Raw genomic sequence first — 20,000 nt, forward strand, 5'->3', positions numbered from 1 at the left:
AGCAGCGTGGATCAGTCCACGTCGTAAACCTGGACCCGGTCCCAGAGGTGTTTGCACGACGCGATGAAGGCGAGGTGGATCGGGTCGATTTGGTAGGCGTTGTGGGCTTCGACGTCGTCAACAACAACGGTGATGGAAAAATCAAACGTCGTGTCGATGACCGGCCGCGGCGGCACCTCGGCGGGGCTGCCCATGTAAAACCCACCAATGTTATCAATCGTGCCAAGTTTCGCCAACTCAGTGGCAAACATCGCTCGATCGGCGGCGGAGATGTCGGATTTGAGGTAAAAGAAAACGGTGTGAACGAGCATGAGACGCCCAGAAAACAAGGTCGCGTGCCGGGCGTCCAGCTCACAGCGGTAAATGGTGAGTTGAAACCTGCGCAGCTCCGGCGTTCGCTGCGAACATGGTGCCGTCTCTGCTGCGTGTCTTGATTATCTGTTTCGGGCTCTCGACCCTGGTCGCGGGAGCACCGCCACCGGCGTTATGGGAAGCGATTGAAACCTTTCGCACCGAAGGCCCCAAGGGTTGGGGTTTCACCCAAACCACCTCCTCGGCCGAACGAAACCGCGTGGAAACGTTCGACCCGCTCCGGCCGTCGCACCTGCGCATGAGCCTCATCCGGGAAAACGGGGCGGCTCCCACCGAGAAGGAGCTGCAAACCTACCGGGAGCAGCAGACGCGGCGCACCGGCGGGCAAACCGCCCCCAACCCGACCAAACAAATGGACCTCGCCACGGCCGAATTGGTGGCCGAGGATGGACCCCGTCAACAATGGCGGTTCCGCCTCAAACCCGGTGCCACCGACGACACCTCGGCCGAACACATGCATGTCACGCTGACGTTTCACACGCCGACCGCGACCATCGAACGCGTCGTGCTGGCCAACTTCGAGCCCTTCGCCCCCGTGTTCACCGTGAAGGTCGAAGAGGCCCGCACCACCATCGACTACTCCCTCCCCACGGATGATCGCCCTTCCCTGCTGCAACAAATCGTCGTCAAGGTCCGCGGCCGCGCCTTTTATTTCAAATCACTCGATTCCGACATGACCGTGGTGTATTCGGATCATTACTACGCCGGTAAGCACTGAATTTCCGTCCCGGGTTCCGCCCATGCCTTTTCCGCCCTTCGCTCATCCCGCCCTCGCCGATGCCCCGACGGACTCGGCTTGGTCGCACTTTGCCACCACGGCGTTCCCCGGCCCCTCCCGCGACGCCACCACGCTGGCCATCCTGCCCGTGCACGGATTCGCCGATCACGGTTTGGGTCTGCCGCTCGACATTGAGGAGGTCATCGGTGCCTCCATTCTGCGCGACGCGATCACTCACTCCGCGGACCGCGTGACCGCGCGCGTGTTGCCTCCGCTCCGCTTCGGATTGACGCCCTACGGTCCGGCTCTGGGCGCACCCGATCCCGAGACCCTGCACGCGCTGATTCGTGAGATTGCCCTGGGGGTCAAAACGGCCGGATACTCCAAATTGGTATTCTGGTCCACCAGTCCGTGGAATGCGGAAATCATCGATGCCGCGTCACGCGATACGCGGATCGAGCTGGGTTTGCAGACCTTCGTGATCGAGTTGGCCGGGATTGGATTGAACCTCCATCCCGCCAGTGGCGATCGCACCGCGGCGCAATCCCTCGGGGCCGCGTTGCTCGGCGTCGCGCCCGCCGAAGTCTCGAATGATCAACCGGTGGCGCCACAGGATCGGAGATTCCGTCCGGGAGCATGGCATTCGTCTCCCATCGTCAAATTCGACCCGTCGATCGACCCCGTCGCGATTCGAACCACCGCCGTGACAAGTCTGGCCAACCTCCTAGGCGAGGTCGATGCCCGCGCCCCCCTCGGATCGAGTGAGCACGGCCAATTTGCTCCCGTGGAATTTGCGCACATGTCCTTACCGCCGGCGGTGCCCTGGCCGCAGGGCGTGCGGTCGCGCTATTTGCCGGCGTTGACCCCGGCGGATTTGCAGGCGATCTCCGACAAAGCCGCGGCACTGGTGGTGATTCCCGTCGGTGCGATTGAGCAGCACGGTCCCCATCTCCCCGTGGGCGTCGACGCCATCATCGGAGCGGGTGCCGTGGCCGGACTCGTCCAACGCCTGCCCGTGGACGCGCCGATATGGATCGGCCCCTCCGTGACCTACGGCAAAAGCAACGAACACATCGACTATCCCGGCACGGTATCCATTTCCGCCCGGTCGCTGCGTCGGTTGCTGCGCGTGCTGGTGCACGACCTGCACGGTCACGGTTTCCGGCAGTTCGCGTTTCTCAACACGCACGGCGGCAACAGCGCGGTATTGGTCTACACGCTTCGTGAACTGCAAACGGAATTCGGCGTGAGAGCCGGCATGCTCCGCGTGGCATCGAGTCCGGAACTTTCCGCCCAAGAAAGCACCTGGGGATTCCACGCCGGCGAATGGGAGACTTCCATCATGCTCACACTGACGCCCGACCTGGTGGATATGGACAAGGCTATCTGTCACTACCCGGCCCACCTGGGCGACGCCGGTCAATTGCGCCCCGAAAGCGCCCCCGCCATCTACTCTTGGATGACCCGAGACATCGCCTCCGCCGGCGTCATGGGCGATGCCACCGCCGCCAGCCCGGAAAAAGGCCAGCGCTGGTTTGCCCAAGCCATGGACCAACTCGCCGCCCAGGTCATGGGATTAACGACCCCGTCGCAATAACAACAAACCACCGTCGCCATCCATCGACGTTTCCAAGGATTGAATGGCCAAGGTAGGGCGTGCTTGTCGCGCGCGTCGTTCCATCGGATCTGCCGCGGCCCGCGTCTGCGCCCGCGTCCGTCACAACCGCGTCCGGCGGTTTCGGCGAACCCGCCCTACCTCTTTTGACACGAGCCTAGCGAGACGCACGTGCGATCTCGGCGGCACGCGCATATTGGATGCGGAAATGGGCCCCGAGTTCCTTGGCCAACTCGAGCTCCAACACTTTATCGCGCGAGCCCAGCGTGGCTTTGATCTTACTCAACGCCGTCTCGTAATCGACCGCCGACATATCCTGTAGCACGGCCATGGCTTCGGGCGGTCGCCCGGCGGCCACGATATCCGCCCACGCGGCGGTGAGCTCGGGATGCGTATCGAATCCCATGATACGGATGACCAACGACATTTCGCGAAACAGCGCTCCGGTCCAATTCGCCCGATAAATCAGCTGCTCCTTGGCTTCATAGGGCGCGTCCTCGGGGTCCGACCGCATCGGCTTGAAATCATCGACGTAAAAGTCGCGACGCACCGGGAGGCGACGCAACGCAAAGTGTTCGGGTCCGTCCGCCGTGCCGGGTTCAAAGTTCCAGAGCTTTTGGCCGGTCATCGACATGACGAACTCGATGAACAATTCGGCGACTTCTTCATGGCGCGCACCGCGCAGCAAACCGAGGGGGTCGACCGAACTCACACTGCCGCCAACCGGGGAAACGTAGTCCACCCGCACGCTGTCGCCGCGACGGCGCACCGCTTCGGCCTGTTGGCGACCGTAGAAATCGATGCACATGCCCACCGCGCAATTGCCCGTGGCGACGTCGATGGGCGGCTTCTGCGAGGTGTCGGTAAAGTAGCGCGCATTGGCCGCCGCAATCTGCAGCAATTGCAGTCCATCGATCCAGCCTTCGCGGACGGCTTGAGCTTCCCTGGCTGCCGCGTCGTGGTCCGTCGCCGTGGCTTCCAAGGCGTAGAGCCGACGTTGCATCTGCTGCTGAATCACATTTTCAAACGCTTTGGCGATCGATCCGCTCTTGGTCGGGTCGGTCAGCGCGATCGCTCCCCTCAAACGGGGATCGCGCAGGTCGTCCCATTGGGCGGGCGGTTCACTCAAACCGCGATGAGCCAGCGCATCACGGTTGTAGATCAATCCGTAGCTGCTCAACACCGTGCCCATCCAGCGATGCTCCTGGTCCCAATACTCCTCGCCGGCAAACTCCTGCGGAATGATTTCCGGCGCGAACCATTCCGGATGCGTCGTGAAAATACGCGACGGCACGAGTCGGCCCGCCCGGGCTTGGCGAATGAAGTCGTAGGTTCCGCCGCCAAAAAACAGGTCGATGCCGCAGCCCACGTTGGAGTCGAGAAAAGCGGCCCGCGCCTCTTTTTCTTCCGGAGAGGCATCCGTTGGCAGCCGACCATCGTGAAAAGCCCCCTGCACCGTGTTGCTCCACGACCGCCCCAGCGTATTGGTCCAGTGATTACGAAATGAGGCTACATATTCGCCTTCGAGAAAGCGGGCGATCTCGCTGGTGCCGCCGATGACCCGCCAGTCAACCGCCACACTGCGACCGGTGCGCGCCTCATACCACTTCGCAAAAGCCAGTCCGAATTCGTGCCGGATCGCTTCGTTGTGCGGCGTAATGATCACCAGCGTATCGTCGGCCGCCCCGAGCGACTGCTGCGGGGGCCGCAGGAGAAACGGCACCGCAATCGTGAGCGCGAGCGCCAGCAGTATCACCACACGTTTCATGACAACACGGGAGCGGAATCAGCCGCTCAAGACCACCACGTCGCGCGGCTCGACCCGGGCATGCAGGGGACCGTCACCACTGCCAGCCAAGTGGCGGGGATTGAGCTCGTAAACTTTGAGGGTCTGCGGACCGGCGACGAAATCGTATTGGGCGACTTCGCCGAGATAGACGGAATCACCGATGCGCCCCGGCACCGAGTTAACATCCGCCGCCGTCTCGCGTAGCGTCCAGCATTCCGGACGGATGGACAAGGTCACGGCGGAGCCGATCGCGGGCTGCTCGGTCGGGTCGCCCAGGATGCCGTGAAAACGACCAATGGCGGTATCCACCACCGCGCTTTCGCCCTCGAGAGCCGCGAGTTTTCCTTCGATCAAATCGGTCTCACCGATGAAGTGCGCCACCGTCTTCCGGCGAGGTCGGCGATACACTTCTTGCGGCGCACCGACCTGCAGAATGTGGCCGTTCTCCAAAATCGCCATGCGATCGGAAATGGAGAGCGCCTCCTTTTGGTCGTGAGTCACGTAGACGGTGGTGAGCTTGAACTCTTTGCACACGCGCCGGATTTCGGTGCGCATCTCCAACCGCAGCTTCGCATCGAGATTGGACAACGGTTCATCAAGCAGCAGACAGCGCGGGCGAATGACCAAAGCACGGGCCAGCGCGACGCGTTGTTGTTGACCGCCGGAAAGTTGATTGGGGGAGCGATCCGCATAGGTGCTCATACGCACCGACTCCAATGCCTCGCCCACCCGACGTTTGATCTCGGGTTTGGCCACCTTGCGCTCCTCGAGTCCAAAAGCGACATTCTGAGCGACGGTCATGTGCGGCCACAGCGCATAACTCTGGAACATCATGCCCGTGTTGCGCTTATGCGGCTCGAGCCGCGTGACGTCTTCGTCGCCAAACCGGATCATCCCCTCCTCTGGAATGTAAAAGCCCGCGAGGCTGCGTAGCAGCGTGGTTTTCCCACAGCCACTGGGGCCGAGGAGGAAAAACAACTCACCGGGATCGATCCGCAAATCCAACTGGTGGAGGGCCACCGTGGAACCGAACCGCTTGGTCAACTGGTCAACTTGGATTGAAATCATGCCGCGCGGAGCTGGGTCGCAGGCAAGATTCGCCCCTCAACCTAGTCAAAGTAAATTACCGCCCGATTCACCGCTCTGCCCTTGCGCCCCGCGTTTCGTTGCTGCTCCATCGACCGCCAATGGCCAGCCCGCAGAAACTTCACCCTGCCCACGCCGACTTGGAGTCGATTCTCGTCACCGAATCAGCGATCAAACGTCGGATTAAGCGCCTTGGCGCCGAAATCGCCGAAACCTACCCGAATGAGGAAATTACGGTAATTTCGATCATCAACGGGGCGATTCTCTTCACCGCCGACTTGTTGCGCGCGATTTCGAACCCCGTGCGGCTCGATTGCATCCGCGTTTCGAGCTACCGCAACAAGACCAAATCGGTCGGCAAACCGCAGCTCCTGCACAGCCTCACCCTCGACATCACCAACCGCCACGTGCTGCTCATCGACGATATTCTCGATACCGGCAAGACGCTCGCGATGGTCACGGGCATGATTGAGAAACAAAACCCCGCCAGCCTCAAAACCTGCGTGCTGCTCGATAAAAAGGGCCGCCGCGAGGTGCCGTTCGACGCGGAATTCGTGGGATTTGAGATTCCGGACAAATTTGCGGTCGGTTACGGCCTCGATTTTGCCGAGCGCTACCGTAATCTGCCTTGCATCGGCGTCCTCCGCTCCGATCTGCAAAACCCGCCCGAATGGGCGTAGTCCGATAGCGGCATCGGGCGATTCATCCTTAAACGGCTCCACCCCATGAAACGTTCGCTTCGTCCCCTCGCCCTTTTCACCGCCGCCCTTACCTGCGCCGAATTATTCACCGGCTGCGCTTCCGTCCGTCGTGACGACAAAACGAAAGACACTCGCAGCTACGAACTCGTCGAGGTCGTCGGCAGTCGCATCCGCCAGAAAGTTTACGCCGGTGAAGCTCCGCCTCCGACCATGGCACCGGTCGGCATGACCGGCCCCCACTCCGGAGCCGTGACGACCAACCAGAACCAAAGTGCCGCCATCGGCGTCAAACCCGGCGCAGGTTCGGCGTCCTACGTCGGCGCCCGCGGCGGCGGATAAGTTTCAAGTTTGGTGAATATCCGACCGCGACTGCTCGTCCCAAGGAACATGAAACCGCCACGCTTCTCCCTTTTGCCGCTCATCCTGGGCATCATCGCGCCCGTCGTCGGCTCACTCTCCCTCTCGGCCCAACCCGATCGATCCGGCCCCGCCGTAGTCCTCTTTTCCCAACCCAACTTTCAAGGCGAACGTATCGAACTGGAAGCCGGTGAAAGCATCGACGACTTCAATTACCAACGCTTCCCCAGCGGGCGCAACGCCAACAACCGCGTTTCCTCCATTCGCATCCGCGGGGACGTCGAAGTCGCCATTTTCGACTACCGCAATTTCCGGGGCGAGAATCTGACCCTGCGCGACAGCGTCCGCAATCTCGGTCGCATTGAGACCGCCAACGGCGCGGGCAATTGGAACGACGAACTTTCCTCCATCACGGTGCGCGAACGTTCCAGTCGTCACCGGGGACCAGACTACGGCGGACGCGGTGATGACCGCCGGGATGACCGCGGCCACGACGACTCTCGCGGAGATCGCCGCGACGATGGTCGCGACGATCATCGTGATTCCCGCCGCGACCGCGACCACCACCGTGAGGTCGTGCAAGTGGTGCAGCGCGCCTATCTGGACATTCTGGGCCGCAAAGCCGACGCCGAGGGCCTGCGCAATTACGTAGGGATCGTGGAGGACCGGGACTGGAGCGAAGAACGTCTGCGCAATGAACTGCGCCGCAGCACCGAGTATCGCACCGTGGTCGTGCCCCGTTTGGTCACCACCGCTTACATTGAGGTGCTCGACCGCAAGCCCGATGCCGCCGGATTGCGCTTCTACACCAGCCGGATGCGGGACCGGCAATGGACCGAGACGCGCGTGCGAGAAGCGCTCCGCAGCAGCCCCGAGTATCGCGCTCTGCAAGCTTCGCCGCGCCAGCGGGCCACACCGGTCCAGGCCCATCCGGGCAACGACCACGGTCCTCGCCAAGACAAACCTCGCGTTTGAGTCCGCACCGGGCGCTTCGCCACGCGCCCAAAACAAAGCCGCTCCCGTTTCGCGGGAGCGGCTTTGTTATGGTGGTTGAAGGGTCGCGGTATCCGCAGTCTCAGGACGTGACTTCCGCATCGGCGTCGGCCGATGAAGTCGGTTCGCTGGGTTCGATTTGCTCGAACGTCAGCTTGTCTCCATCGCGAACCACGCGGATGGGCTCACCGTCCTTGACCGTGCCCCGGATGATGGCTTCGGCCAGCGGATCCTCGAGGTAGTGCTCGACCGCGCGGCGCAACGGGCGGGCGCCGTATTTTTCGTCGTAGCCCTTGTCGATGAGCAGTGTCTTCGACTCGTCCGTGAACTCGAGGGTGATCTTCCGATCGGTAAGACGTTCGGCGAATTTGCGCACTTCGATTTCGACGATCTTGATGAGATCGTTCTTTTCGAGCGGACGGAAAAAGATGATGTCCGAGATCCGGTTAAGAAACTCCGGTTTGAAGACCTTTTTCGATTCTTCGAGCACCTTCTCCCGCATCAGCTCCATGTCACTGAAGCTGCCCGTCGCGGCGGTGAAGCCCATCGAAGTCTGACGCTGCAAGAGCGACGCTCCGACGTTCGACGTCATGATGATGATCGTATTGCGGAAATCGACCTGCCGCCCGAGCGAATCGGTGAGACGGCCGTCTTCCAGGATCTGGAGGAGGAGTTGCAGCACGTCCGGGTGGGCCTTTTCGACTTCGTCGAACAGGATGACCGAGTAAGGCGTGCGACGCACGGCCTCGGTCAGCTGACCACCCTCCTCGTAACCGACGTAGCCGGGAGGCGATCCGACGAGGCGGGACACGGCAAATTTTTCCATGTATTCGCTCATGTCGATCTGCACCAAGGCGTCCTGATTGCCGAACATCTGGGCGGCGAGTTGCTTGGCGGTTTCAGTCTTACCAACACCGGTCGGTCCGACGAACATGAAGGAGCCGATCGGACGACGGGGATCCTTCAAGTCGGCCCGGGAACGACGCAGGGCACGGGCGATGGCGATCGCGGCGACCTCTTGGCCGACGACAACTTTTTGAATTTCGTTTTCGAGGTTGAGGAGGCGTTCGGTCTCCTTCTTCTCCATGCGATTGAGCGGGATGCCGGTCCAGTCGGCGACGACCTTCATCATCATCTCATCGTCGATGGTGATCTTGTTTTCTTCGCGCTCTTTTTTCCACGTCTCAATGATCTCCTCCTGCTTGGCGCGGAGTTGTTTCTCGTTATCGCGGAATTGGGCGGCTTCCTCGAAATGTTGGCCGGCGATGGCCTCCTCTTTCTTGGCGCAAACCTCGTCGATTTCCTTGGCCAGATCTTCGATTTCGGGCGGACGATTGAGGGAGGAAATACGGGCGCGCGCACCGGCTTCGTCCATCACATCGATGGCCTTGTCGGGCAGAAAACGACCCGTGATATAGCGGTCGGATAGCTTGGCGGCCGTCTCGAGGGAGAGGTCGGTGAAGATCGCTTTGTGGTGATCCTCATACTTGTGGCGAATGCCCTTGAGAATCGTGACCGTGTCTTCGACGGACGGCGGTTCGACTTTGACCGATTGGAAACGACGATCGAGCGCGCCGTCCTTCTCGATGTATTTGCGATACTCGTTGAGGGTCGTGGCGCCGATGCACTGCAACTCCCCGCGGGACAGGGCGGGCTTGAAAATATTGGACGCGTCCATGGCTCCCTCCGCCGCGCCGGCCCCCACGATGGTGTGGAGCTCGTCGATGAAGAGAATGATGTTCTTGGCGCGTTTGATTTCGTCCATGACCGCCTTGATGCGCTCTTCGAACTGACCGCGGTATTTGGTGCCGGCGACCATGAGGGCGAGATCAAGAGTGATGACCTTTTTGTCACAGAGGATTTCCGGCACGATGCCGCTGGAGATTTCCTGGGCGAGGCCTTCGACGATGGCGGTTTTACCGACACCGGCTTCACCGATCAGCACCGGGTTGTTCTTGGTGCGGCGGCAGAGAATCTGCACGACCCGGCGAATCTCATGTTTGCGACCGACCACCGGGTCGAGTTCACCCTTACGGGCGAGTTCGGTGAGGTCACGGCCGAAAGCTTTGAGCGCGGGCGTCTTGGTTTCCTTCTTGTCGTCGCCGCCGCCGCGTCCGGACGGGGTGCCCGCCTCTTCGGCGCCGGGTTCGTTTTCGCCTCCCGAGAACTGCGGATCGAGTTCGCGCAGGATCTCATTGCGGGTGCGTTCGATGTCGATGTCGAGGGACTTGAGCACGCGAGCCGCCACGCCTTCGCCTTCGCGGAGGAGACCGAGGAGAATGTGTTCGGTGCCGACGTAGGAGTGGTTGAGCGCCTTGGCTTCCTTGCCGGCCAGAGCGAGCACCTTCTTCACGCGGGGCGTGTAGGGAATGCTGCCCTGGGTTTTCGATTCGGTGCCGGTGCCGACTTGTTTTTCGACCGCGCCGCGCACCGTTTCCAAATCAAGGCCCATCTTCTGCAGGACACTGACGGCCACGCCCTGACCCAGCTTGATCAAGCCGAGCAGGATATGCTCAGTCCCCACGTAGTTGTGGTTGAATCGATCAGCTTCCTTTCTCGCCAAAGCGAGGACTTGTTGGGCGCGCGGTGTGAAATTGTTCATGGGTTCAGACATGTAGTGGTTTTAGAAATTCAGTTTTCCCCAACAGCAGAGGCATAGCCGGGAGTGGTAAAATTGGCAAACTCCTCCCGCAAGTGGGTCGCGCGCAGTTCGTCGCGCTGTTCGGAATTGAGATTTTTTTGGCCGGAACGGTGAGAGATGTGGCCGGGCTGCGCCTCGATGAACAGGCGGTCAATGCCGGTGCGCAGTTCGTCCGGGAAATAACCCAGATCGACGCCCAGGCGCACCAGCGAGAGCAGATTCATCGCTTCGGAGGAGCTGATGATGTGACCGTGTTTAAGGACGCCGTAGGCGCGGCCGATCTTGTCGGGCAGCTTGGCGGGATTGGTTTCCAGCAGTTTGGCCCGCGCGTTCATCTCGTGATCCACGATGGATTGCAGGACGTTTTGCAGCCGCTTGACGATATCGACCTCCGATTCGCCCAGCGTGGTCTGATTCGAGATTTGGAACATGCTGCCGCTGGCATCCGACCCTTCGCCGAAGAGCCCGCGCACGACCATGCCTAGTTGGTTGACGGCGCGAACTACCTTTTCCATCTGACCGGCAATCACCAGCGCGGGCAGGTGCATCATGGCGGAGCCCCGCATGCCGGTGCCGACATTGGTCGGACAGGCCGTGATGTAGCCGAGGCGGGGGGAAAACGCATAATCCAGCGTGCCTTCGAGCGCCGTATCCAGTGTGTCGATCGCATTCCAAGCCCGCTTCAACTGCAGACCGTTGCGCAAAACTTGAATACGCAGGTGGTCCTCCTCGTTGATCATGACCGAGACGCTTTGGTCCTTGTTGATGATGGCGCCCGCCCCTTCCGAAGAGTTGCTCAACTCGCGACTGATGAGGTGACGCTCGACCAAAACCTGCCGATGCAACGGCTCCAGTTCGTTGACCGCCATGCTGACCCCGCGCTTCAACGCCTTCGTCGCCATGACCGCCTCGCGACATTGCGCGAAGACTTCGCGGCGCTCGACGGCCTGGGCTCGACCCGGAAAATTGTGCGAGGCGAGATTACGCGCCAGACGTATCCGCGTCATCAACACCACCGGGCACTTGGTGCTGCTGTTGTCGGTCAACTCCGCCCGTGCGGAGATAAGATTGTCGATGCTGAGTGGCATTAGGAGGTGGGCGTGGGAGCGAGTCCGGCTTCCTCGCGGACTTGGACGATCTCATCGCGGAACTTGGCGGCGTCCTCGTAGCGTTCGGACTTGATCGCCTCGCTGAGTGACGTCTCCAAATTATGCAGGCGATCGTGGAGCTGTTTGCGCAGGAGCGCACGTTCGGGGACTTTTCCCACGTGCACGGTGCCTTTGTGCATGTTGTCGAGCATCGGCGATACGATGTCGGTGAAAGTCTCGTAACATTGCGGACAGCCGAAACGACCGGTCTTTTTGAATTCCTCCGGGGTGAAACCGCACTGTTCACAGCGCAAACCGGTCACGGTGTCTGGTTCCGGATTGAGCGATGCTTTGAGCAAAAGATCCGCGAGGGAAAACCCACTCGGGTCCGTGACTCCCTTGGCTTGGGCGCATGATTCACAGAGATCCACTTTGTGAACCTTGTGATTCACGATTTGAGTGAGATGCACCGTAGCGGAGTTATCGCAGAGATCGCATTTGAGCGGGCTGGCCATTTTATTGTCGGGAGGGATTGAGAAAAATATTGAAGAACGACGGGCCTACACACCGGTCACGGTCGCTCCCACGAACTGCATTCATCATGCCACTATCGACACATGTTGCAAGGCCCTGAAACGACTTAAAACGACCCCTGATGTGTGCCAACGCGTCCACCACGCGTCACTGAGCAGCGTCACGTTGTCACACTGTGACGAGACCCGAGCCGTCTCGCCTCGCCACTCTGGCTCAGAGGCGGGTGCCTTCTTGGCGAACGCGAATCCGGAACGCCTCAAGCACCTGCTTGAAAATGGGGCCGGGCTGGCCGGAACCGATTTCCCGGCCATCCAATTTGACCACGGGAATCACCTCGGCACCGGTGCCGGTGAGGAAACATTCGTCGGCGTTCCAGATGTCGTAACGCGTGAGATCGTGCTCCGCGATCGGCAAACCGAGGTCCGCCGCGATGTCGAAAATGGTGTCCCGGGTGATGCCTTTGAGCGCCCCTTGCTGAGCGGAAGGGGTGTAAATCTTGCCCTTGTGCACGATGAACACGTTGTCGCCGGTGCACTCCGCCACCATGCCCTGGTCATTGAGCATGATCGCTTCGAGCGCGCCAAACTGCTGGGCCTCAATCTTCGCGAGAATGTTGTTCAAGTAGTTCAACGACTTGATCGCCGGGCTGAGCGCCGCGGGGTTCATTCGCCGCGTCGGCACGGTCACAATGGCCAGCCCCTTCTCGTAGTGTTCCGGCGGGTAGAGTTTGATCTTGTCTGCGATGACGATGAGCGACGGCACCGGGCACAGCCACGGCGAGAGGCCGAGGTCGCCCTTGCCGCGCGTCGCGACCAGACGGATATAACCGTCCTTCAGGCCATTCGCACGACAGGTGGCGCAGACCGCCTCACTGATTTCTTCACGCGTCCACGGCATCTTGAGCAGGATCGCCTTGGCCGAATATTCGAAACGCTCCAGATGCTCGTCCAAACGGAAAATATTGCTGTCGTAGATTCGGATGCCCTCAAAAATGCCGTCACCATACAGCAAACCGTGATCGAGCACGGAAATCTTGGCGTCAGCTTCTTCGACCAGTTGGCCATCGAGATATACTTTCATAAGTCGGCGGACGCTACGGAGAGCGTAGCGTAATTGTCGAGCCCGGGCCGGAGTTTCTTCTTGTGTTACGACGCTCCGAAAGAGGCACTGTTTATGCGTCACCCATGCCGATGAAGACATTCAATCGATCTCCCGCGGGCTTCACGCTCATCGAGCTTCTCACCGTCATAGCCATTCTGGGGATTCTGGCTGCCATCATCATCCCCACCGTGGGCAAGGCTCGAGAAACCGCCCAACGCGCCGTCGATGCCAACAATCTCCGCGAGCTCAGCAAAGCCGCCATGATCTACGCCGCCGACAACCGCGACGTTCTCCCCAATCCGCAACAAACCAGCCGCACCATCGCCGGCACCAACGAACGCTACTGGCAGTGGTTTGGTCAACTCGCCCGTTACGGTGGGTTCAACGACCCCACCCTGCTGATTTCCAAACTCGATGCCGCCGTGGATCAGACCGCCCTGCCCCCGACGGTTCTGGATCCCACCATTTCCACCCCGCCCACCTTGGAATCGGCGTTCACCGGTCTCGGCACCACCTCCTTCAACGTGGTCGCCGGGCTTCGCGTCAACGACGCCTCCACCACCCCGCTGGCATTCACCCGGGGTCTGCGATCGGATGGCACATGGTCGGGCGACGGTGCCTCCGAGGACGATGTCAACCGGGGCGTCTACGCCGAAACCGGCGGGCACATCGTTTTCCTCGGCGGCAATGTCGAATTCTTCTCCGCCGTCGAGGGCACGCTCATCAGCAACACCGGCCGAACGACCTCCAACCTGCGCCAGGCCGTGCCCAACCGCACCAACGGCACCACTGCGGTGCAGATCCTCGGTCAGGATTCGGGCAACGGCATTGTCAGCGCCAATGGCACCGGCGCCCTGCAGGGTCCGTAATCCTCCCTACAGTCCGAACTTATTTCAGCCCGGTCGCACCGACCGGGCTTTCTTGTGGGCCAAATTACCGTTTACTGCGACTGAGCGCCCTCTCACGCTTTTCGTTCAACACCGTTCATGACCGCTGCTCCCAACGCGCCCCACACCTACATTATCGGCCATCGCAATCCCGACGCCGACGCTGTTTGTTCCGCCATCGCCTACGCCGCTCTCAAGCAGGCTCAGGGTAAAACCGGCTACATCGCCGCCCGCTGCGGTAACACCAATGCCCGCATCGATACGATCCTTACCCGGTTCCATCAGCCGGCCCCGGTCTACCTGACCGATGTCACGCCGCGAGTCCGCGATGTCATGATCAAGGACGTCGTATCGGTCACCGAAAACGCCACGTGTGCCGAAGCGCTCGAACTCGTCGACCAACACGATGTGCGCGTGCTGCCCGTCATTTCGGATGAACGCTACGTCAAGGGCCAGCTCACCATCTTCGATCTGGGGGGATTTTTCGTGCCCAAGGTCAGCGCTCCGCGCGAGATGCGCAAAGTCATCACCAGCCTCGATCAAGTCGCCCGCGCACTCAAAGCCCGCGTGCTCAACCCGGTGCGCAACGAGGAAATCGGCGAACTGTTCGTGCGCATCGGCGCCATGGATGTGCGATCGTTTTGGAAGGTGTCGTCCGACGAAAATATTCCGGCGGATCGCTCGATGGTCATCGTCGGAGACCGTTGGGACATTCAACAACGCTCCATCCAAAACGGTGTCCGCGCCCTCATCATCACCGGCAATCTTCCCGTCGAAGATGAAGTCGTGGCGCAGGCCGCGGCCGCCGGCGTCGCGATTCTGGTCAGCCCGCACGACACGGCGACCACCGCTTGGGCGATTCGCACCGCCTCCAGCATCAAGGCACTCATCCAGCCGAAATTCTCCTCGCTCAGCCCCGACTCCAGACTGAGCGACCTGCGCAAGAAACTCGCCGTTTCCTCCGCGCCCGCGTTCATGGTGCTCAACGACGACGGACGCCTCGCCGGCATCCTCACCAAGACCGACGTGCTGCGCCCCGTTAAGCGCAAACTCATCCTCGTTGATCACAACGAAATGACCCAGGCCGTGCCCGGGGCCGATCAGGTGGAGATCTCCGAAATCATCGATCATCACCGCCTCGGTTCGCTCAACACCGCGCAACCGATCCTTTTCATCAATGAGCCCGTCGGCTCGACCTGCACGATCGTCGCCGACCTTTACCGCCGCAGCGACCTGCAGCCTTCTGCCGACATCGCCGGCATCATGATGAGCGGTATCATCTCCGACACGCTCCATCTGAACAGCCCGACCTCCACCGAAAAGGACGCGGAGATTTTGCAATGGCTCAGCGGCATTGCCGGTGTCGATTCCAAGAAACTTGCCGACGAAATTTTCGCCTCGGGTTCGATCATCCTCTCCAGCAAACCCGAAGCCGTCATCCGCTCGGACCACAAGATTTACGAGGAAGACGGCGTGCGTTTTGCCGTCTCCCAGGTCGAGGAACTCGGCTTCGGCAACTTCTGGTCCCACCATCGGCCGCTGGCCAAGGCCCTCGAGGCCGTTTGCCAGGACGAAAAGCTCACCTTCGCCTGCCTGCTCGTCACCGACATCAACACGCAGAACTCGCTGCTGTTGGTCAAAGGCGATGCCGAGGTCATTTCGCACATCAACTACCCCCACGTGGAAAAGGATGAGATCTTCGACATGCCCGGCATCGTGAGCCGCAAAAAACAGCTCATCCCCTTCCTCGGCAGCGTCCTCAAAGAAATGCAGGTCGACGGCACCATGCCCTCCGCCCGCGGCCGGACCGAAGCCCCTTTCAACTCGGCGTCAGCCTGAGCAGCCTCCCCGCCTCCTCCCCCTTCCACACTCACTTGAACGAGTGGGGGCCGTCCCGGCCGCTCGCTCCTCCGTCTCCCTTTTGCCATGAGCGACCCTCATTCTGAAACGCCGCCCGCCGCCACGCCTTCCGACTTCATTCGCGACATCATCGCCGCCGATATCGCCGCCGGTCGCACGCCGCAAATCGTCACGCGTTTCCCGCCCGAGCCCAACGGCTACCTGCATCTCGGGCACGCCAAATCAATCTGCCTCAACTTCGGCATCGCCGTCGAAAACCACGGCCGTTGCAACCTGCGCTTCGACGACACCAATCCCGTCAAAGAGGACACCGAGTATGTGGATTCCATCACCACCGACATCCGCTGGCTCATCAGCGGCTGGGCCGACGGTGTTCTCGGCGAAAAACCGCGCGGCGCCCCCCCCTCCGCTCACGACATCAACGGCACGACCGATTTCATCGCCGAACCCGCCCCCGCTGGAACGACCGACATTGAACCGTTTTTCACCAGCGACTACTTCGAACAACTCTACACCTACGCCGAGAAGCTGATCATGGCCGGCAAGGCCTTCGTCTGCGACCTCACGCCCGAAGAGACCGAGGCCTATCGGGGCACGCCGACCGAGCCCGGCCGCAACAGCCCGCACCGCGACCGCTCGATCGAAGAAAACCTCGACCTCTTCCGCCGCATGCGGGCTGGCGAATTCCCCGACAGCGCCCGCACCCTGCGCGCCAAGATCGACATGGCCTCCCCCAACGTGTGGCTGCGCGATCCGTTGATTTACCGCATCCGCCACATCGCGCATCACCACGCCGGGGCCGGCTGGTGCATCTACCCGCTCTACGATTTCGCGCACTGCCTCAGCGACTATCTCGAAGGCATTACGCACTCGTTGTGCACGCTCGAGTTCGAGGTGCACCGTCCACTCTACGATTGGATTCTTAAATCACTGGAACTGCCGCGCACCAGCCCGCGCCAAATCGAGTTCGCGAAGCTCAACCTCGCCTACACCTTGTTCAGCAAACGCCGTCTCATGCGCCTCGTGCAGGAGGGACACGTCGACGGTTGGGACGATCCGCGCCTGCCCACGCTCGCCGGACTGCGTCGTCGCGGCGTGCCGGCCGCGGCCGTGCGCAACTTCGCCTACCGCATCGGCATCACGAAATTCGACAGTGTCACCGAAGCCGCCGTCTACGAGGGCGTCGTGCGCGACGAACTCAATGCCGCCGCCGAACGCCGCATGGGTGTGCTCGCGCCCCTCAAACTCGTGCTCACCAACCTCGCCCCCGACGAGGTCTACGCATGCGAAGCCGGCAATCATCCGCAGGACGAGTCACTCGGTTCGCGTCCCTTGCGCCTCACCCGCGAGGTCTACATTGAATCCGACGACTTCGCCGAAATCCCTCCGCCCAAATTTCGCCGCCTCAAACCCGGTGGCAGCGTGCGGCTGAAATACGGCTGCATCATCACGTGTGACGAAGTCATCAAAGACGCCGAGGGCCACGTGACGGAAGTCCACTGCACCGCCGATCTCACCACGCGTCGGGGACAGCCCAATTCCAATCAAAAGGTAAAGGGCACCATTCACTGGGTCAGCGCGACCGACGCCGTGGATGCCACCGTGCGCCTCTACGATCGTCTCTTCACCGTGGCCGAGCCGGGGGCCGAGGATGATTTCACCACCGTGCTCAACCCTGAATCCCTCGTCACCGTGGCGGCCAAAATCGAGCCCGCCCTCGCCCAGGCTCCCGCCGGGGTCGCCTACCAATTCGAACGCCTCGGCTACTTCACCGCCGATGCGATCGAGAGCACAGCCGACCGCCCCGTCTTCAATCGCACAATTACGCTGCGCGATACGTGGTCCAAATAAACTCTCCGCGCGGCTCTCTCGAACGCCTTTCCTCTCATGGCCCGAATTCTCATTGCGGACGACAACCCCGACTTGCTCGAAATCACGACCGCGACCCTCGAAGACCGGGGACACGAGGTCATTTCCGTGGTGAATGGTGCGGAGGTCATTGAGCAATTGGAACTGCAGCCGATTGACCTGCTCGTCACCGATGTGCTCATGCCCGACAAGGAAGGCATTGAGACGATTTTGGAAATCCGCCGCACCAATCCCATCCTGCCCATCATCGCCATTTCCGGCGGCGGCCATGTGGGGCCGGTCGACTACCTCACCATGGCCCGGGCCGCCGGCGCCAACGCTGCGCTCACCAAACCCGTCGCTCCCTCCAAACTGGCATCCGCCATCGAGGAGCTGCTGGGGAATCCGCCAGCCCCCGCTTGAACTTCGCCGAGGGCGGAGAAGCTACTCCGTATCGTTGAAAATCGTCTGGATCCAACGTTCGGTCGTGATCCATCCCTCGCCCCACGATGCCCACGGCTCCATCGCACCGCTGCGCAGAATGTCGCCGATGTTTTGACCGTCCGCTTGGGCGGCCCGCACCAGTGCCACGGTGTTTCGGATCATATTGCGGTAGTTGAGCAAAGCTTCGCGATCCGCCAACGCCCCGTGTCCCGGGATGATCTTGGTGTCCGCATCCACCACCGCCGCCACCGCCGTGACGGCGGCAAGATAACCATCGATTGATCCCCCGCTGTTCAGGTCCACGTAAGGAAAGCGCCCGTTAAAAAACAGATCACCCATGTGGACCACGTTGGCCCGATCGAAACGAATCACCGCATCGCCATCCGTGTGCCCCGGGCCGTGATGCAACAGCGTGATGTGCTCGCCACCGAAATACACCGAGGCGGCATGATCGAAAGTAATGACCGGCAACGCCGCTGCCGGCTTGCCCGCGCTCGCCGCCAAGCGACTCCGCACATTCTCGTGCGCCACGATGGTGGCCGATTGGCCGAAGTGTTCGTTGCTGCCGGTGTGGTCGCCATGATGGTGCGTGTTCAGCAGGTAAATCACTTGGCCGTCGGACACCTCACGGATCGCCGCCTCGATTTTATCGGCCAGGGGCAAAAATTCGTCGTCGACCATCAGCACGCCTTCATCGGTCACCAAAACACCGATGTTTCCGCCGCGCCCTTCCAACATGTGCACGCCCCCCGCCAACGGCGTGAGCTTCATCTCCACTGCCTCCCAGTCCTCCTGTGCCACTCCGCTGACCGCACCCCAACTGATAGCCAATAATGTCCCGAGTAGCATGGATTTCATGGCCGCACCGTGTCCTAAAATCCCCTCTTCACCCAGTCCAACCGGTTTGATCGTTCAACGCGCCCTCCTCGGACCCATGACAACCACCCCCGGCGTGACTCGGTTCAGTGCCGTATCATAGCAAAAAGCCGCGCCCGGCGAACCGGACGCGGCGAGACGCGCGGACTCCCATCGAGTCGGGTCGTTCTAGAACTTGAACGAGAACGAAGCCCCCGCGCCGTAATCGGCGCTGGCATCGGTAAAGCCTTTCATGGCGTAGACCGTGGTCGACCAGTTCGAGCTGAGTTGCGTGTGGTAGAATGCACTCGCTTCGGTGGCGTCATCACCGCCGGCCACGATGGCTTCGCGCCAGTTGAGCGCACCGCCGATGCTCGAGGCATCCGCGATCGGCACGACCACGCCGCCGGAAGCGTAGAAACCGTCTTTGAGCTGATAAATACCGTCGCCGAGCACCCGGTAACCGCCGTTGAAAAACGGGGTGAACGACGCGTAGGTGCGGTAAAAATCAACCTGTCCGTAATAGTCGAATTCCCCCGTGCCCAGGCCCCGATCTTCGTCGCCGGTGGGCAACTTGACCTTGGCGGAGAGATCCGTGCGCCAGCCCGCGGGCGGCGCCGCGAGCGCGTAGGTCGCGGTGAGCATCGAATCGCCCAGTCCCGACGTGGAGCTGCCGTTCGGCCGCACCGGGCCGCCAGCGGTGCCCCCACCGTCGGCGACCACTGCCGCCGGACCGGTGAGATGCAACCACGGCAACGTGGCGCGAAACTTCCAGGGACCGGTTTCGTTCACATAATTAAACGGCACGACCAGCACCTCGGTATCGGTGGCGAGGCCATAGTCGCCCCGGCTGTAGCTGACGCCCGTTTCGAGCTTCTGCACCACCGCCGGAGACGTGGCCGACGCCGAGGCACCACCGGATTGAGCCCGGGCCATGCCGGCGACAAAGGCGAGGGCCGCCAGGCCGCCGCACCAGGTGACCGGACTGAGCCGGCGAATAAGAGGAACGCGATAAGTTTGCATGATAAATTTAAGACTGTGGAGCGGTAACCTGAAACGCCGGCGGAGAGGCGGGAGGGTTCAATTCTCCGCGCATCCGCCGGCGGTGAGT

The 20,000-nt window shown here is 61.3% G+C and carries 18 protein-coding genes; 9 read left to right on the plus strand and 9 right to left on the minus strand.

All coding sequences use genetic code 11. The annotated features are described in order from the left end of the window. Positions 1–11: 11 nt before the first annotated feature. Positions 12–311 carry a Dabb family protein gene (locus PXH66_RS09515; RefSeq protein ID WP_330931352.1) on the minus strand — a complete coding sequence of 100 codons (300 nt, stop codon included), beginning with the start codon at positions 309–311 and terminating at the stop codon, positions 12–14. A gap of 95 nt (positions 312–406) precedes the next feature. Between PXH66_RS09515 and PXH66_RS09520 the strand changes: the two genes are divergently transcribed. Then, positions 407–1,090, plus strand: coding sequence for a hypothetical protein (locus PXH66_RS09520; protein WP_330931353.1), 684 nt, complete (start codon positions 407–409; stop codon positions 1,088–1,090). A gap of 22 nt (positions 1,091–1,112) precedes the next feature. Next, positions 1,113–2,687, plus strand: coding sequence for a creatininase family protein (locus tag PXH66_RS09525; RefSeq protein WP_330931354.1), 1,575 nt, complete (start codon positions 1,113–1,115; stop codon positions 2,685–2,687). A 175-nt stretch (positions 2,688–2,862) separates the two neighbouring features. Here the strand turns inward: PXH66_RS09525 and PXH66_RS09530 are convergent, their stop codons facing one another. Then, complete coding sequence (locus PXH66_RS09530; RefSeq protein WP_330931355.1) at positions 2,863–4,473, minus strand: ABC transporter substrate-binding protein; 1,611 nt, start codon at positions 4,471–4,473, stop codon at positions 2,863–2,865. A gap of 18 nt (positions 4,474–4,491) precedes the next feature. Further along, a complete protein-coding gene (locus PXH66_RS09535) occupies positions 4,492–5,562 on the minus strand; it encodes an ABC transporter ATP-binding protein (RefSeq protein WP_330931356.1) in 1,071 nt (356 codons plus the stop codon). Positions 5,563–5,681: 119 nt separating this feature from the next. Between PXH66_RS09535 and hpt the strand changes: the two genes are divergently transcribed. The 3 genes from hpt to PXH66_RS09550 are packed head-to-tail and all read left to right on the plus strand — an operon-like array spanning position 5,682 to position 7,613. Next, the gene (gene hpt / locus PXH66_RS09540; protein ID WP_330931357.1) at positions 5,682–6,260 is read left to right on the plus strand and encodes a hypoxanthine phosphoribosyltransferase; all 579 of its coding nucleotides are present in this window, start codon (positions 5,682–5,684) and stop codon (positions 6,258–6,260) included. A 45-nt stretch (positions 6,261–6,305) separates the two neighbouring features. Further along, the gene (locus tag PXH66_RS09545) at positions 6,306–6,620 is read left to right on the plus strand and encodes a hypothetical protein (RefSeq protein ID WP_330931358.1); all 315 of its coding nucleotides are present in this window, start codon (positions 6,306–6,308) and stop codon (positions 6,618–6,620) included. Positions 6,621–6,668: 48 nt separating this feature from the next. Beyond that, positions 6,669–7,613 carry a DUF4214 domain-containing protein gene (locus PXH66_RS09550; protein ID WP_330931359.1) on the plus strand — a complete coding sequence of 315 codons (945 nt, stop codon included), beginning with the start codon at positions 6,669–6,671 and terminating at the stop codon, positions 7,611–7,613. A 100-nt stretch (positions 7,614–7,713) separates the two neighbouring features. Here PXH66_RS09550 and PXH66_RS09555 read toward each other — a convergent pair whose 3' ends face one another. The 4 genes from PXH66_RS09555 to ilvE all read right to left on the minus strand — a co-directional run bounded on the left by PXH66_RS09555 (position 7,714) and on the right by ilvE (position 12,974). Beyond that, on the minus strand, positions 7,714–10,233 hold the full coding sequence (locus PXH66_RS09555; RefSeq protein WP_330931360.1) for an ATP-dependent Clp protease ATP-binding subunit: 2,520 nt from the start codon (positions 10,231–10,233) through the stop codon (positions 7,714–7,716). A gap of 29 nt (positions 10,234–10,262) precedes the next feature. Continuing rightward, a complete protein-coding gene (locus tag PXH66_RS09560; protein ID WP_330931361.1) occupies positions 10,263–11,360 on the minus strand; it encodes a protein arginine kinase in 1,098 nt (365 codons plus the stop codon). After that, the gene (locus PXH66_RS09565) at positions 11,360–11,812 is read right to left on the minus strand and encodes a UvrB/UvrC motif-containing protein (RefSeq protein ID WP_330931362.1); all 453 of its coding nucleotides are present in this window, start codon (positions 11,810–11,812) and stop codon (positions 11,360–11,362) included. The genes PXH66_RS09560 and PXH66_RS09565 overlap by 1 nt, the downstream gene beginning before the upstream one ends. Before the next feature lie 295 nt (positions 11,813–12,107). Continuing rightward, a complete protein-coding gene (gene ilvE, locus PXH66_RS09570) occupies positions 12,108–12,974 on the minus strand; it encodes a branched-chain-amino-acid transaminase (RefSeq protein ID WP_330931363.1) in 867 nt (288 codons plus the stop codon). 110 nt (positions 12,975–13,084) lie between these two features. Here ilvE and PXH66_RS09575 point away from each other — a divergent pair, with 110 nt between their 5' ends. From PXH66_RS09575 to PXH66_RS09590, 4 genes are all read left to right on the plus strand, one after another. Continuing rightward, complete coding sequence (locus PXH66_RS09575) at positions 13,085–13,864, plus strand: type II secretion system protein (protein WP_330931364.1); 780 nt, start codon at positions 13,085–13,087, stop codon at positions 13,862–13,864. 117 nt (positions 13,865–13,981) lie between these two features. After that, entirely contained in the window at positions 13,982–15,721 is a 1,740-nt protein-coding gene (locus tag PXH66_RS09580) for a putative manganese-dependent inorganic diphosphatase (RefSeq protein ID WP_330931365.1), read from the plus strand. Between the two features lie 87 nt (positions 15,722–15,808). Continuing rightward, positions 15,809–17,593 carry a glutamine--tRNA ligase gene (gene glnS, locus PXH66_RS09585; RefSeq protein ID WP_330931366.1) on the plus strand — a complete coding sequence of 595 codons (1,785 nt, stop codon included), beginning with the start codon at positions 15,809–15,811 and terminating at the stop codon, positions 17,591–17,593. A gap of 36 nt (positions 17,594–17,629) precedes the next feature. Continuing rightward, a complete protein-coding gene (locus PXH66_RS09590; RefSeq protein ID WP_330931367.1) occupies positions 17,630–18,013 on the plus strand; it encodes a response regulator in 384 nt (127 codons plus the stop codon). Between the two features lie 21 nt (positions 18,014–18,034). On the opposite strand, the gene PXH66_RS09595 is transcribed toward PXH66_RS09590, so the two are convergent. After that, the gene (locus tag PXH66_RS09595) at positions 18,035–18,892 is read right to left on the minus strand and encodes an MBL fold metallo-hydrolase (protein WP_330931368.1); all 858 of its coding nucleotides are present in this window, start codon (positions 18,890–18,892) and stop codon (positions 18,035–18,037) included. 186 nt (positions 18,893–19,078) lie between these two features. Continuing rightward, positions 19,079–19,912: a hypothetical protein gene (locus PXH66_RS09600; protein WP_330931369.1), complete on the minus strand. Its 834-nt coding sequence runs from the start codon at positions 19,910–19,912 to the stop codon at positions 19,079–19,081. Between the last annotated feature and the right edge of the window lie 88 nt (positions 19,913–20,000).

It is taken from the genome of Synoicihabitans lomoniglobus, from assembly GCF_029023725.1.
GTDB classification, from domain to species: Bacteria; Verrucomicrobiota; Verrucomicrobiia; order Opitutales; family Opitutaceae; genus Actomonas; species Actomonas lomonigloba.

Bases quoted from the DNA above. Each gene is read 5' to 3' on its own strand.
- PXH66_RS09515 (WP_330931352.1), bottom strand. From the start codon at position 311: ATGCTCGTTCACACCGTTTTCTTTTACCTCAAATCCGACATCTCCGCC.
- PXH66_RS09545 (WP_330931358.1), top strand. From the start codon at position 6,306: ATGAAACGTTCGCTTCGTCCCCTCGCCCTTTTCACCGCCGCCCTTACC.
- ilvE (WP_330931363.1), bottom strand. From the start codon at position 12,974: ATGAAAGTATATCTCGATGGCCAACTGGTCGAAGAAGCTGACGCCAAG.
- PXH66_RS09550 (WP_330931359.1), top strand. From the start codon at position 6,669: ATGAAACCGCCACGCTTCTCCCTTTTGCCGCTCATCCTGGGCATCATC.
- glnS (WP_330931366.1), top strand. From the start codon at position 15,809: ATGAGCGACCCTCATTCTGAAACGCCGCCCGCCGCCACGCCTTCCGAC.
- PXH66_RS09555 (WP_330931360.1), bottom strand. From the start codon at position 10,233: ATGAACAATTTCACACCGCGCGCCCAACAAGTCCTCGCTTTGGCGAGA.
- PXH66_RS09595 (WP_330931368.1), bottom strand. From the start codon at position 18,892: ATGAAATCCATGCTACTCGGGACATTATTGGCTATCAGTTGGGGTGCG.
- PXH66_RS09600 (WP_330931369.1), bottom strand. From the start codon at position 19,912: ATGCAAACTTATCGCGTTCCTCTTATTCGCCGGCTCAGTCCGGTCACC.
- PXH66_RS09590 (WP_330931367.1), top strand. From the start codon at position 17,630: ATGGCCCGAATTCTCATTGCGGACGACAACCCCGACTTGCTCGAAATC.
- PXH66_RS09575 (WP_330931364.1), top strand. From the start codon at position 13,085: ATGAAGACATTCAATCGATCTCCCGCGGGCTTCACGCTCATCGAGCTT.
- PXH66_RS09530 (WP_330931355.1), bottom strand. From the start codon at position 4,473: ATGAAACGTGTGGTGATACTGCTGGCGCTCGCGCTCACGATTGCGGTG.
- PXH66_RS09535 (WP_330931356.1), bottom strand. From the start codon at position 5,562: ATGATTTCAATCCAAGTTGACCAGTTGACCAAGCGGTTCGGTTCCACG.
- PXH66_RS09580 (WP_330931365.1), top strand. From the start codon at position 13,982: ATGACCGCTGCTCCCAACGCGCCCCACACCTACATTATCGGCCATCGC.
- hpt (WP_330931357.1), top strand. From the start codon at position 5,682: ATGGCCAGCCCGCAGAAACTTCACCCTGCCCACGCCGACTTGGAGTCG.
- PXH66_RS09520 (WP_330931353.1), top strand. From the start codon at position 407: ATGGTGCCGTCTCTGCTGCGTGTCTTGATTATCTGTTTCGGGCTCTCG.
- PXH66_RS09560 (WP_330931361.1), bottom strand. From the start codon at position 11,360: ATGCCACTCAGCATCGACAATCTTATCTCCGCACGGGCGGAGTTGACC.
- PXH66_RS09525 (WP_330931354.1), top strand. From the start codon at position 1,113: ATGCCTTTTCCGCCCTTCGCTCATCCCGCCCTCGCCGATGCCCCGACG.